The organism is Microbulbifer maximicatervae (SeqCode), assembly GCF_052468295.1.
The window spans coordinates 1006696-1019726 of the sequence record NZ_CP174340.1 but is presented as its reverse complement, the minus strand read 5'-3'; the positions used below and the strand labels follow the sequence as shown (position 1 = coordinate 1019726).

Genomic DNA, 13031 nt, shown 5'->3' with positions numbered 1-13031 from the left:
TAGCAGGCCACAACAAAAGGTTTGTGCGGCACTCATGCATCATTTCGGACAGCAACGCCATAACAGCATGCTGGCCCTGATCGCCAGCAGTGAAGTCGACGACAACAGCGCTCCCGGCCGCGCCGCCATGAGGCTACAGGCAGAGTTATCAGAGCGAAAAATTGACGTAATAACAACCACCAGCGGTAGTGATGCCTGCGCCATACTGAGCACTAACACCGCAATCCAATGCCTGCTGATTAATTGGACCCTGCCCGGTGAAGCGGAATGCCCCGCCCTGGTTGTATTGGAAGAACTTCGCGCCCGCAATCCCCAAATGCCGGTATTCCTTCTGGCAGATCAGCAGACTGTCAGCACCATGCCGCGACGGGCCCTGGAATTAGCCAACGATTTTATCTGGATGCTGGAAGATACCCCGACCTTTATCGGCGGTCGCATCCAGAGTGCGATTGAAAGATACCGCCACGCCATTCTTCCCCCCATGTTTCGCGCCCTGACCCACTTTGCCCGGGTCCATGAATATTCATGGCATACACCCGGCCATACTGGGGGAACAGCTTTTCTCAAATCCCCTGCGGGTCGTGCTTTTTACGATTTCTTTGGGGAAAATATGTTGCGCTCGGACCTGTCTGTTTCTGTAACAGAGCTGGGATCACTTTTGGATCACACGGGCCCCATTGCCAAGGGAGAGCAATATGCAGCAAAAGTATTTGGTGCGGATCGCACTTACTATGTAACCAATGGCTCTTCGACTTCGAATAGAGTGATATTGATGGCATCGGTTACCCGGGGGCAACTGGCTCTATGCGATCGAAACTGCCATAAATCCGTTGAACACGCTATCACCATGTCAGGTGCAGTTCCAACCTACCTGATTCCCCTACGCAACAACTACGGCCTCATAGGCCCTGTCCCTCCCCAACAGTTGACGGCCAGCTCTGTTTCCAATGCTATTCGGCAAAACCCTCTGTCCAAGCACGCCAAAAATTCCCGTGCCGTTCACGCAGTCATTACTAATTCCACCTACGACGGTCTCTGTTACAACGTGCGCAGAGTGGAAGAACTTCTCGGCGAGTCCGTTGATCGCCTGCACTTTGATGAAGCCTGGTACTCATACGCTCGATTTAATCCTATCTATCGAGATCGCTTCGCAATGTACGATTTGGGAGAAACCGACACGAAAAATGGCCCGAGCAAATTTGCCACTCAGTCAACGCATAAATTACTTGCTGCATTATCCCAGGCATCGATGATTCACATTCGCGATGGGCGTAAACCCATTGAGCATGGGCGCTTTAATGAAGCCTTTATGATGCATGCCTCAACCTCCCCACTTTATTCCATCATGGCCTCCAATGATGTGAGCGCAGCGATGATGGATGGACCGGGCGGCAAAGCATTAACAGAGGAGTCAATTGCTGAGGCCGTAGCGTTCCGACAAGTATTGGCCCGTTTGCAACAGGAGTATCGCGATAAAGAGGAGTGGTTCTTCGGAGGTTGGCAGCCTGAGCATGTCACCGATCCCAATAACGGGCACAACTACGCCTTTCACAGCGCCCCAGCGGAACTCCTGTGTCATGAGCCCAGCTGCTGGTTATTGGACCCCGGCGAATCGTGGCATGGATTTGGTGATATAGAGCCAGATTACTGCATGTTGGACCCGATTAAAGTATCGATTACCACCCCGGGGATAAACCCTGATGGCAAACTGTCTGCATCTGGAATACCTGCCAACATCGTCAGTAAATACCTGGACAACCTCGGCATTATCGTGGAAAAAACTACCGATTTTACGATTTTGTTCCTGTTTTCTATCGGTATTACCAAGGGTAAGTGGGGCACTCTAATCAATGCTTTGCTGGCCTTTAAGCGCGACTTCGATGCCAACCGGCCCTTAAGTGAATGCCTGCCAAACCTTATAAAAAAGTCCCCAGCCTATCGCAATATCGGGCTGCGCGACCTTGCAGACAATATGTTTGCTTCCATGAAAAAATTGCAAACCACAGTGCAAATGTCTGCAGGATTTTCAGCCTTACCTAGAGCTGACTGCAGTCCGGTACAAGCTTATGAAACCCTGGTTCGCGGCGATGTGGAAATGCTTCCGCTAAGCAAGTTACCGGGACGTACGGCTGCCACGGGCGTTGTACCCTACCCTCCAGGTATTCCTCTGCTAATGCCCGGCGAAAATTTTGGCGATGAAGATAGTCCGGCATTGATTTACTTGAGAACTCTGGAAGCCTTCGACCAGCAATTTCCAGGCTTTACCCACGATAACCACGGAGTAGAGGTACGGGACGGCCACTATCATATTTACGCCCTGCGGGGAGACTCGCCATAGGCTCGCCTATCAAAGAGGAGCATAAAATAGGCCTGGTCCCCGCAACCCTGATGGTTGCAGGCAATATGATGGGCTCCGGGGTTTTTATGCTCCCCGCCAATCTCGCTGCAGTCGGCAGTATTTCTTTGGTCGGCTGGTTGATAACCATCGTCGGCGCTATCTCCCTGGCCCTGATATTTGCCAAGCTCGCCGCTATCTATCCCGCAGCCGGCGGCCCCTATGCCTATGCCCGCCGCGCTTTTGGCGATTACATTGGCTACCAAACCAATCTGGTTTACTGGCTGGCCAATGTAATCGGTAATGTTGCGCTGATTACTGCAGGCCTGGGCTATCTGACCCATTTTTTTCCACCGTTAAAAGACCCACTGACTTTTGCCATGGCCCAGGTTGCTATGGTCTGGCTGCTGACTTACGCCAATGTACTGGGCCCGCGCACCGTCGGTCGCATCCAATCCCTCACCACCGGCCTGGTTTTGCTTCCAATCCTCGGCACCGCTATTTTTGGCTGGTTCTGGTTCGACCAGCAAAACTTTACCAGCAGCTGGAATGTCTCAGGCAAAAGCGACCCCAGTGCTATTATGGCCAGCCTGACCTTCACGCTCTGGGCCTTTATTGGGGTGGAAACCGCCTCTGTATCCGCCGCAGTGGTAAAAGACCCCACCAAGAACGTTCCGATCGCAACGGTTGGGGGAGTTACCCTGGCTTCTATCGCCTATGTACTCAGCTCATCGGTCATTATGGGGATGCTGCCGAACCAGGAATTAATCAGCTCCTCCGCTCCCTTTGCCGATGCTGCTCGCCTGGCACTGGGAAATACTGCGGCCAATGTCGTAGCCCTGTGCGCCGCTATTGGCTGTATCGGTTCATTGGGCGGCTGGATACTGCTGGTGGGGCAGTCTGCCAAGGCCGCGGCAGATGATGGCCTGTTTGCAGCGCTATTTGCCCGCACCAATAACAAAGGCGTGCCTACCGGCGGATTAACCCTGGTGGCCGTGTTGATGTCTGTATTGATACTCACCACCATATCGCCAACGGCCAGCCAGCAGTTTGGCAAAATTGCTTCTGTCGCTGTGATTATGACACTGATGCCCTATATCTATTCTGCGGTAGCTTTGCGGGTTTTGGCCTACGGCAAAATGCCGCCTCAGCAGTACGGACTGTTTACCGTGATTTTGCTGATTGCAGCGGTGTACTGCCTTGTGGCCCTGGTGGGATCTGACGGGCAACAAACCCGCTGGTCCCTGATCTTTGTGATTGCGACAGTCATTTTTTATGCGCTAATTTTAAATCGCCGTCGCAGCGTTGAAGAAAAGCACTTTCTACCCGGTGGGCCAGAACCAGCCTGGGTTCACTACTTCACTCTCTTTGCCACAATTGCTGCCCTGTGCCTGTTCTTCTGGTTTTCCGTAGGGCAATACCCGGACTTGGAATTGCGCCTGCGCGCACCCAACCCCTCGGGTCATCATCTTGAGAGGCACATTGAACCCTAGACTCAGCGGGTTAGCGCCCTCTCGATGGTTTCCGCGGTAATTTCAGTAATCCCTTGGGAGTTGGATTCACGGTTACCCGCCACATTGAGCGTCTGCGGACGATTCTTGAGGATAAAGTCGCGCACCAGTTGTACTCGATTGGCATCAGTCGGATTGACTACCAAGTGTGGCCTCCCCGATGCCTGGCAGAACTCAATAGTAAACAGGGTGCCATCACTACTGGGATTGGTTGTGAAGATAACAGTGGCATCGGAGTTGCGGATATTCTCACGAGTACGCTCTTCCAGATCCGGGGACGTGTTTTCAATCAGCCCAAGCCCTCTCAGAAAATCCGGCCGATCACCGATCTCAGTCCAGTAACCCTGTGGCGCTGTGCCACCGGTGGCAATTCCCAGGCGCTGCCCCGCCAGCAGGCCACCGGTATCCGCCCCCGTCTGACCACCACTAATAATTTTCTCCGGTCGGAATATCACTTTTCTCCCCCATATCGTTCATCGTCCTACTAGCTCGAGCTAGCAGATATCAAACCAGCGATAATTGGCATTGAAATTAACGATCGCAGCCACTAATTTATCTCCAACTTTAGTCTGGCCAGCAGCACTGTGAATTACTATTTGATACTGAAAACACTGCATATCCTCTGCGCCATAATCGTACTCGGCACAGGGACCGGCATCGCTTGGTACACCCTGAGGGGCTGGCTGTCCGGAAATGCCCAAGTTATGCAGTGGGTCAGCCGGGAGACGGTACGGGCAGACTGGATATTTACCGGATCGGCGGTAATTGGTCTATTCGGTAGCGCGGTGGGTATGCTGCTAATTAATCCAAGCTGGATGCTGCAAGCCTGGTTGCAATTGGCCGCCGGTCTCAGCGCAACCGTGTTCTTGTTGTGGCTGCCGGTTGTTTACCTTCAGTACCAGCTGCGTAAACATGCCAAAGAAGACGGTAATATAGACAAAATGCGCAAGCTAATGATGGCTTGGTGCCTGCTCGGAGCTATTGCATTTCCCATGACCGTTGCCATTGTCTATCTGATGGTATCCAAACCAGTACTATAAGGAACTTATGCCTGGCCCTTACCTCCTCGCCCCCCTAAGAGTCTTATAGCTCGCTCGATGGCCAACATCTTTCCATTGCCGCTTGAAGTCATCCAGGACTACGCCAGACACAATTTCTGCATTACCTTCCGCACTTTTATCCAAACGATGTATCGCTTCTTTCTTACATAGCGGAACAATAATCGCCGAGCGTTCATGCCGGTCCATTTTCAACAGACGGCTGCGAATATGCTCTGCCTCACCACCGGTACAACTTGCATCTGTAATCACAAATACATTGGTATCACTGTCTAAATCCGAAGCTATAGTGCCAAAACCGAGATCAAACTGCCGAAATACCACCCCTTTGAACAACCCCTCCCCCACTTCCGAACCCGTTATAAAGGGCCAGGCATGTGCCAGGGTCCACAAGTAGGATTTACTTAAGACATATTGCAGGTGTTGATTGCGAACAAGCCCCAACTGGAATTGACGCTCAAAGGTTTCATCATTCAACTTGGCTTTACTGCAAATGGCCTTGGGAATGAGTTCCCCTTTGTAGCTGGTGGTCGGAATAACCACAATAAAATCATCAGCATCCCGCTTTTTTTCCAATGCCTTAAGAATGGTCGCCTGTAAATGTAAGACAAATTCCTCGGTGGTAATTACATCGTGTGGCAGCGCTGCGTTGTCCATTGCCAGGTTCATATAAAGTGTTTCCGCTCTATATGCCTGAATGATCGGCTCCAGCTCTTCTCGACTAAACAACAACTTTTCATCGAGAATCGCCTGCTCATTAATTTTCTTTGCGTAGCAATCTATCAGCAGTTGGTCTGCGGCATAGATACCGAAATTTCCCGAACTGACACAGCGGAAGTATTCCTCATCTTGCATCGACAAAAATCGCTCAACCACAGCTCGGCTTATGTCCCGCCCAAACAACTCATAAAGCGCGTCCTCTTGCCTAGGTAAAAAATATTCTTCCGGGTCAATCAACCGCTGAGATCGTTTAAGAACCACTTAATCACACCTAATTCTTGATCCACTGCCATTAACTCGTATTAACAAATACGAATTATGTTAAACGCAACAATTTACAGAGTTCTGCACACTTCATCGAAATCCAACCGAGGATTGCGCGGATATAATTTGTCAGTTTCGCCATAGCCAAGATTGCACAAGAAATTGGACTTAATATGACAATCGGGGAAGTGCTCCAGCAGAAAAGCCGGTGCTGAGCATTTGTCACTAAAGAATTCCTCATCAACTAATGCGTTATCAAACCCCGACATTGGGCCGCAATCGAGCCCCAGGGCCCTCGCCGCTAAAATAAAGTAGCCTCCTTGTAAGGAACCATTACGAAATGCTGTAACCTCGGCATATTCGGGGCTATCGGCAAACCATTCCCGCGCAGGAGTCTGGGGGTAGAGCCTCGGAAGGTGTTCATAAAAGTGCATATCGTAAGCAATAATGGCAGTCACCGGAGCCCGCATAGTTTTTTCAATGTTTCCTTCATTAAGCGCTGGCTTGAGCCGCTCCTTAGCCTCCTTACTTACAACAAACACCAATCGCATAGGGCAACAATTAGCACTGGTGGGTCCGAATTTGACCAAGTCGTAAAGCTGTTTCAAAACCTCTTTTGAAACCGGCTTATCCTGCCAATGACTATGGGTTCGGGCTTTGTTGAATAGCTGATCGAGCACCTCAGAGGAAACAGGTTGCATAAGAGCTACCCCAAAATATCTTCGCTGGTAACAGTTTAGTTTGCGCCAGGCACTTCAAAGGAGCAGCAGAATCATAAGAAGATGGCAGGCCATCACTAAATAGGTCACAATACTGCGGGTGCGAAAGTACTGATCCCTCCCGGGCAGATTGGGGTTCAACCGGGCCTCGGCCCAGACCACAAAACCGAAAGCAACTAGTAATACCGGTAGCGCCCAAGTGGTGCGAAACATCAGCAGCGCCACCCACCCCACCAACGTCACCAGGTTACTCAGTAGCGCTAAAATCATCCTGTGCGGATGCCCCACTTGATTGAGTGCAGCACCCCACCAAACACCGCAGAGAAAACTCAGAATCACGGCGCTATAGGCGGTGAACAGCAGGCGCGGAGTCACTCCCCAAAGAGAAAACCCTAACCACTGCATAATGATTCCTGCGACAAATGGAATCAAACCAAGGTAAGCCAGCCATTCAAACAGCCGCGTATCTACTGGTGGGTAGTGATGGATGTCAGTGTCCATGTCGTCTAAGCTTCCAAGTCAAAGACAATTTCGTCTCAAACAACAAGCTTAGCGGCAGGAGCAAGCAGCAATGGATGCCGAACAGAAGATTGACGTCAAACAAGCGCTGCGGGTGTTTGATAGGGCGACAAAGGAGGGGCGTAAGGAAGGTAACGAATGGCATTACCAGGGACTGGCAGTCAGCACTGACTTTGACGGCTATACGGTTTTTATCAACTCCCCAAAAGTGAAACTCACCATATTTTTTCACAATAAATTTTCTGTGGATTCCACCAGCAGTAAAGAGCTTGAAGAGTTTATTCGGCTATTGAAAAAGCTTGATTCAGAGTGAGAAAAAGGAAGCTAGAAACATCAAATAGAGAAAATCTTGAGCTCCGAAATAATGCATTGAATATTGCCAGTCATTCCTCAGAGTAGTACTACTTTAAGAATAACTCTTCGTATTCTTAAAGTAGCGTATTCTACCAAAACCAGCGTCCATGCGAGCCCATTTGAACAGCCTATGAGAGGGCATAAGGCAAAACAACATACTCAATGACAACGTCAACACGGTTTTTATGGTCAAGTATTCGCCGATCTTTTACAAAAAAGAGGATCCACATCGCCATCTGAAACGACTTCCCCGTACTGATAGAGAATTTTTTTCAACACACCAAGTACCTTACAATCGCTGGGGGCATTACAAAGTTCTACTACCAGATTTAACAATCCGACCTTGTATCTAATGACTTGACCATTAATATGGACCTTGTGATTTATTTTTGGTATTGCGTTTAGGTCTAGGCATCTTCAGCAAAACCCTTTTTCCAAGAGAGCAAGATTTAATCAAAAGAAATCCAACTAGAGCTATGAGCTCTTCAATCGATACTCTGTTCTTCTATTTTTATTTTTCCCCCTTCTAGTTTTCCCCTTCATTTCCCAGTCAGAAGCTTTAAAAGCTAGAATTCTTCCTTCGCCTGAATATGTGAAATGATACAACCTCCTCAGCAACACTACATAGGCTGCAATTAATTTTTTATCTATGTGTTTACGACCAGTTTCTGGATTTACCTTTATAAGATCGATAGTCTCCATAAACTCCTTAACAGACTTTAAGACATCCCATCGTTTTTCGGACATGCTTACTGGTTTAATCGACTCATAATCCGACCCAGGATCATTAGGTCTAAATTCCGGCCCTGGCCCTGCAAATAAATTTATAGGTGACCATGCAAACGCATTTCTCAAGGGAGCTCCTCCGGATGTACCAATAAAAGCTACTTTGTCCTCGCTACTATGCTTGCTACTGTTAGGACCACCAGATGCTATTAAAAATAGGAGTTCGAAAATTTCTATAGGGCCATTCTTATTACCACGCATGATATCACACCCTATATCGTAAAACTTCGTCATTTCCCCGATAGGAATAACATGGTGTCTACTATTACCTTCGCCTGTTGGTGGACGACGATTCCTCATCGTACATGCAGGTCTATCCGCCTCGCGATTAGATATTTTTCTCTCAAGGTTAGATTGATTTGTCACGGCAAAATCTCTATTTTTTAGGAAGTTTCGAATTAAACAAAAATAGGTGCTGACAATCAAATAAACAATAAAGTATGTAATAGCCTGTACCCTTACTTCAAAAAAGCAGTGGCAAGTGCGCTGGAAATCGGGGTCAGAGTCGGACCACTGTACCGCTTAGGCTGCTCCACAACCTCAGCTTGCCCTGAACCGATCACAGCGGATGACCTCAACCTATTCACAAGCCTAGCTTTATCCGTAGGTTCTCCCGACTATCACAAATACATCATATCTCGCACCTCTGATAATAGTTATTAATACGCCACCTGATTAGTTCAAAACTAGCAAACTGAGCCTTGATGGGAATGTTATCAGTTGCACTCCAGTAATTATTGAGATCGGTTAGGCCAATATCCTCATCCGGCCGCCATGAGGAAAAGCCAAAGAATAGATGCCTTCCAGCTCGGAAGCTTTCAAGGTTATCGACTAGAAACCCAATCCAAACCTGGTGAAGATTTGATTACATTTGTTATGCGGCAGACATTTAGCTAGACCAGACTTTTAGTCCGGGAAAGGTCCCCTCGCTGCAGAATTCCTGTATGGCAATTCCAGACAGTAGACGAAGCCTTGTGGACGGTACCCTCGTTCAAACACTCTCTAATTCACAAAAGTTACAAATGCTAACAGCTGAATTACAACATATATTTATTTTAATCAGGGCTACATACCCTACTGACGGCCGTGCAATAAAAATCTATAGGCTGACATGCATTGGTAGGGTAATTTTTGCGGAGCTCTTTAAAATCCTCTAGAAGAGGAAGGGGCTAGGCCAAGAGCAAGAGTTTAAGAAGTGTTTGATAATTTCGGACTGAAGGATTTATTGCTAAGCTTCAGCCTATAAGGCTTTCAATTGATGAGGATATCATGAAGCACATTTACTTACAGGATTTATCGAGAAATAGGCAGAAGCTCCCTCGCAAAGGTGGAGAGACGAGTTGATTCATTAATTAAGCTGCAAGCGCTCAGTACCGTAATGTTCGATTCCTTCCAAGGTTTTGATCGATTAGATTAGGCCCTAACGCCCCAGGTAGCTTACTTCTTGTTTAGTTAGATAACCTTTCTCAGCTTTCCGCACCTAGCTGTCAGCCGAGGAAATTTATCTAGAGAGTCATAGGTGATCAGGGGCTATGGATATAGATTTCGGATCATAAAGGATGTATTTATAATATATCCGGTTTTCAATATATTCTTGCTGGACCAGCAATAACCAACTAATAAAAATATCTGGCTAGAAGTTGGCACTTAAACCTCTAGAAATTAACACCAAAAAACCCAGATCCCATGCTCTTAAGATATACAAACCTGGCTTTGTTATTTTAGTAGAGAGGAGGTTCGGAGTAAGCCAGATAATCCGTACAATAAGTAACTTCTCTGTACTGCTGTCGACAGGGAATAATTGGATTGCCCCCGGCATTCCAATTTGATTTTCCAGCACGCAAATGCTGGAATAACTTACAAGTATTCTATAGTGTAAAGTAACTGGCACTTGCCATTTATCTATGACATTCGATTAAGCAGTGCCGAGTAATACCAACAAGATATTAAAGCGATTTGCACTGATTTTTAAAGCACCAACGTAGAGCAGGGCAAACGTAATAGGATCACTAGGCAATCCCAAGATAACACCACGGCCAACGATTAGAGCTACTGCCGGAATGCCCCAATTTAGTGAGCTTAGGCAGCGAGTATCCTGACGTTTTCACTAAAGAATCAGGAAGCTTGTAGCCAATAAACATCAATGCAAAAGCTTCCTGAAAATCTGAGTCAACTTAGCAGGCCGAGCTAGAATTACTGCCCTGCACTCTTCGGCACACCACTGTGAAAGCGGAACTGTCCATCACTGCCTTCCACTAATTCCTTTTCTTTCTCCAGCAGTACCTGAACCCTAGATTGAATATCTTCATCGGAAGCCTTCTGGGCAAGATGTAGGTAATCGCGGAAGTGACGCGCCTCAGATTTAAGCAGGGAGAGATAAAACTTCTGCAACTCATCATCTAACTGAGGCGCAATCCGTGCAAAGCGCTCGCAGGAGCGCGCCTCGATAATAGCGCCACAAATCAGCGTGTCGATCAGTCGCCCCGGCTCCGCACTGCGGACTTCGGCACGAAGACCGGCCGCGTAGCGGGAGGCACTAACGTGGGGATAGGCGATACCGCGCTTCTCCATAATCGCCAGCACCTGCTCAAAGTGGCGCAACTCTTCGCGAGCCAGACGCGACATTTTGTTCAGCAGCTCAAAGTCATTCAGATAGCGAAACATCAGGTTCAGGGCAGTACCCGCCGCTTTTTTCTCGCAGTTGGCATGATCGATCAGCATCATTTCCGGCTCCTTCAATGCAGCCTCCACCCAGGCATCGGGCGTGGGACACAGCAGGAATTCATTGATAGCGGACAGATCTGGGATTTGAGCATTCATAGGGCGAACAAACTTAACCGGAGCAAAATAACTTGGCGCGGGATTATAGCGGCCCCAAGCCACAAACGCCCGCTTTTAAACCTCTAGCGGGCACTACTTCACCGACTGACAGAGCCTGGCAGCAATTACCCAAGAAAGTCCCTAGTGATAAATACACTCAACTTGATAACGATTTATTAAGTGCATTAATATAAAAATCACTTTTTATCCGGCATATCTGATGAATGACTACAGAACCCAGGCAAAAGCTATCCCACCGCTATTAGAAAATGTCCATGGTGCCACCCAAGCCTTGAGAGAATCCCTGGAATTGCTGCAAAATGCCGAGAAACCCTGGCAGCACTATCTACTTCAGCCCCCTTTCGCACAGGATGCCGCACTCAGTCTCAATCAGAGCTTTGAACGCCCCTATTCACTGTCAGGCGCTCTCTACTCGCAACTCGACTATCTGGAGCCCATTAGCGCCGGAGGAGATGCCCGCGCTACTTTACAGGTACCGGGTTTATTGGCGGTGCCGACCAAAGCCCTTGAGTTTGCTCAACAACTCAATAACCACAAAGAGATCTTTGCCAAGGCTATCGCCGAACTTCGCAGCGCCCTGGCGGAGCGGCCAGTAGCAGAGCAGGATCGCACTGTGCGGGAAATCCTTGCGGATGCTGGCTACCCCCGCGCACATCTGCGCCAATGCTATCGCCTAGTGTTGATGTGCCCGAAGCGACCGGATGCCATCACCCTTTCATGGATCAAGGCGCGTAAATCTATTCGCAAGGTCACGGTGAAATGGTGTGAAAAGAAGTTGGTGCAGCTCGACCCTCAAGGGTCCGATCCCGGTATCCAATATCAGCGCCAGCTACTCGCCGGGCTACACAAAAGCCAGCAGGAGGATTTACGCCAGGTGCAGGTACAGAGTCGCCCTAATCTCCAGGTAGCGGAAATCTTCTATGGGCACGAGCTAGGCGAGGAAGAGGAATATCATCAGGTCGGCTATTCCTCCATGCCGATTCTGGTAGAGGCCAACGAAGCCGGGCAACTGCCTGAATTCACCCGAGTTGACCACCAACCGAGCTTGAGTCGGCGGCGCCAGCGGCGGGATCTGGCAATCGCCAGTGAGCCCTTTCTACCGGCGCTCAGAGTATTTTTGCGCCAGCAGCGCTAAACCCAGGCTCTCAAATGGAGCTGCCATCAACTATTGAACCTTCCTATGTAATACCAGGCGCCACATAGCGCTGGTAATAGGCGACAGACAGTGCGTAAAAATCCTCATCGATAAGGCGGCGAATTTCCACCAGTGGGACGCCACGCGCCTGTGCAGTGAGTTGCAACCCAAAAGCCTTGAGGTCTGATATCTGGCTGGCCCCTGCCCTCAACAGTTCGAACACCCAACAGTAGGGATTTTGACTTTCATCAAAACGGACCCGCTGGTGATGAAGCTGCTCCAATAGCAGCTCGCGATCCACGATCTCCAACTGGCTGCGTACCGCATTCACCAAATACCCTTCTCGGCGCTCGGCAATTACCCGGCGCTGCTCTTCACTGTAGGCATTCCAATCAATCACCTCGTGCGCAAAACGCTTGCAGCCACGGCAAACATCATCGCCAATTCCCGTGGAACAAACACCGATACAGGGCGTGCGAACCTTCTTATACATTAACTATCCGACCAACCTATTTATGCCGCCCGCGCGGCCTTCAAATTGCGCGTAGCCTATTTTGTTTCCGCCGCCAAGAAAAGGGGGGGAAGTACCAGCTGCCAAACTACTAAAATTCACCTAGCAAATAGTGATAATTCACTTAAATTATTGATTTTTCGATAAACTTAACAGCAGTAGGGCTTTCCTGTAGTATTCGCCCCCCGCCATCAGCGGCCTCGAAAAAAAAATCCCGGCTGACAGTTAATAGACCGGGAATTCCACCCGCTGTAGGTGCCACCCCACACACCAAGAGG

At 48.9% G+C, this 13031-nt stretch carries 12 protein-coding genes; 5 read left to right on the top strand and 7 right to left on the bottom strand.

All coding sequences use genetic code 11. The features are described 5' to 3' along the window. The first annotated feature begins 34 nt into the window (after positions 1 to 34). Together ACJJIQ_RS04820 and adiC are read left to right on the top strand one after the other, a co-directional pair. The gene (locus tag ACJJIQ_RS04820) at positions 35 to 2338 is read left to right on the top strand and encodes an Orn/Lys/Arg family decarboxylase (RefSeq protein WP_445363871.1); all 2304 of its coding nucleotides are present in this window, start codon (positions 35 to 37) and stop codon (positions 2336 to 2338) included. Positions 2339 to 2388: 50 nt separating this feature from the next. Beyond that, complete coding sequence (gene adiC, locus ACJJIQ_RS04815; protein ID WP_445363870.1) at positions 2389 to 3828, top strand: arginine/agmatine antiporter; 1440 nt, start codon at positions 2389 to 2391, stop codon at positions 3826 to 3828. Positions 3829 to 3830: 2 nt separating this feature from the next. Here adiC and ACJJIQ_RS04810 read toward each other — a convergent pair whose 3' ends face one another. Continuing rightward, complete coding sequence (locus tag ACJJIQ_RS04810) at positions 3831 to 4301, bottom strand: YpsA SLOG family protein (protein ID WP_445363869.1); 471 nt, start codon at positions 4299 to 4301, stop codon at positions 3831 to 3833. A gap of 141 nt (positions 4302 to 4442) precedes the next feature. Between ACJJIQ_RS04810 and ACJJIQ_RS04805 the strand changes: the two genes are divergently transcribed. Beyond that, positions 4443 to 4886 carry a DUF2269 family protein gene (locus ACJJIQ_RS04805; RefSeq protein WP_445363868.1) on the top strand — a complete coding sequence of 148 codons (444 nt, stop codon included), beginning with the start codon at positions 4443 to 4445 and terminating at the stop codon, positions 4884 to 4886. An 18-nt stretch (positions 4887 to 4904) separates the two neighbouring features. Here the strand turns inward: ACJJIQ_RS04805 and ACJJIQ_RS04800 are convergent, their stop codons facing one another. The 3 genes from ACJJIQ_RS04800 to ACJJIQ_RS04790 form a co-directional block, all read right to left on the bottom strand. Then, complete coding sequence (locus tag ACJJIQ_RS04800) at positions 4905 to 5885, bottom strand: hypothetical protein (protein WP_445363867.1); 981 nt, start codon at positions 5883 to 5885, stop codon at positions 4905 to 4907. Between the two features lie 74 nt (positions 5886 to 5959). Continuing rightward, positions 5960 to 6589 (bottom strand): malonic semialdehyde reductase, encoded by a 630-nt coding sequence (locus tag ACJJIQ_RS04795; RefSeq protein ID WP_445363866.1) that lies wholly within the window; start codon positions 6587 to 6589, stop codon positions 5960 to 5962. 54 nt (positions 6590 to 6643) lie between these two features. Continuing rightward, positions 6644 to 7108 carry a DUF3429 domain-containing protein gene (locus tag ACJJIQ_RS04790; protein WP_445363865.1) on the bottom strand — a complete coding sequence of 155 codons (465 nt, stop codon included), beginning with the start codon at positions 7106 to 7108 and terminating at the stop codon, positions 6644 to 6646. A gap of 70 nt (positions 7109 to 7178) precedes the next feature. Here ACJJIQ_RS04790 and ACJJIQ_RS04785 point away from each other — a divergent pair, with 70 nt between their 5' ends. Continuing rightward, positions 7179 to 7439: a DUF3081 family protein gene (locus tag ACJJIQ_RS04785; protein WP_445363864.1), complete on the top strand. Its 261-nt coding sequence runs from the start codon at positions 7179 to 7181 to the stop codon at positions 7437 to 7439. Positions 7440 to 7954: 515 nt separating this feature from the next. Here ACJJIQ_RS04785 and ACJJIQ_RS04780 read toward each other — a convergent pair. Together ACJJIQ_RS04780 and ACJJIQ_RS04775 are read right to left on the bottom strand one after the other, a co-directional pair. Further along, positions 7955 to 8632 (bottom strand): hypothetical protein, encoded by a 678-nt coding sequence (locus ACJJIQ_RS04780; protein WP_445363863.1) that lies wholly within the window; start codon positions 8630 to 8632, stop codon positions 7955 to 7957. A 1827-nt stretch (positions 8633 to 10459) separates the two neighbouring features. After that, positions 10460 to 11086 carry a MiaE family protein gene (locus tag ACJJIQ_RS04775; RefSeq protein WP_445363862.1) on the bottom strand — a complete coding sequence of 209 codons (627 nt, stop codon included), beginning with the start codon at positions 11084 to 11086 and terminating at the stop codon, positions 10460 to 10462. Positions 11087 to 11306: 220 nt separating this feature from the next. Between ACJJIQ_RS04775 and ACJJIQ_RS04770 the strand changes: the two genes are divergently transcribed. Next, the gene (locus tag ACJJIQ_RS04770) at positions 11307 to 12242 is read left to right on the top strand and encodes a hypothetical protein (protein WP_445363861.1); all 936 of its coding nucleotides are present in this window, start codon (positions 11307 to 11309) and stop codon (positions 12240 to 12242) included. Between the two features lie 43 nt (positions 12243 to 12285). Here ACJJIQ_RS04770 and ACJJIQ_RS04765 read toward each other — a convergent pair whose 3' ends face one another. Continuing rightward, the gene (locus ACJJIQ_RS04765; RefSeq protein ID WP_413662547.1) at positions 12286 to 12735 is read right to left on the bottom strand and encodes a DUF1289 domain-containing protein; all 450 of its coding nucleotides are present in this window, start codon (positions 12733 to 12735) and stop codon (positions 12286 to 12288) included. Positions 12736 to 13031: the final 296 nt, after the last annotated feature.

Excerpts from the sequence above, each read along its gene's own strand:
- ACJJIQ_RS04820 (WP_445363871.1), top strand. The coding sequence starts at position 35 with ATGCATCATTTCGGACAGCAACGCCATAACAGCATGCTGGCCCTGATC.
- adiC (WP_445363870.1), top strand. The coding sequence starts at position 2,389 with ATGGTTGCAGGCAATATGATGGGCTCCGGGGTTTTTATGCTCCCCGCC.
- ACJJIQ_RS04795 (WP_445363866.1), bottom strand. The coding sequence starts at position 6,589 with ATGCAACCTGTTTCCTCTGAGGTGCTCGATCAGCTATTCAACAAAGCC.
- ACJJIQ_RS04790 (WP_445363865.1), bottom strand. The coding sequence starts at position 7,108 with ATGGACACTGACATCCATCACTACCCACCAGTAGATACGCGGCTGTTT.
- ACJJIQ_RS04785 (WP_445363864.1), top strand. The coding sequence starts at position 7,179 with ATGGATGCCGAACAGAAGATTGACGTCAAACAAGCGCTGCGGGTGTTT.
- ACJJIQ_RS04775 (WP_445363862.1), bottom strand. The coding sequence starts at position 11,086 with ATGAATGCTCAAATCCCAGATCTGTCCGCTATCAATGAATTCCTGCTG.
- ACJJIQ_RS04770 (WP_445363861.1), top strand. The coding sequence starts at position 11,307 with ATGAATGACTACAGAACCCAGGCAAAAGCTATCCCACCGCTATTAGAA.
- ACJJIQ_RS04765 (WP_413662547.1), bottom strand. The coding sequence starts at position 12,735 with ATGTATAAGAAGGTTCGCACGCCCTGTATCGGTGTTTGTTCCACGGGA.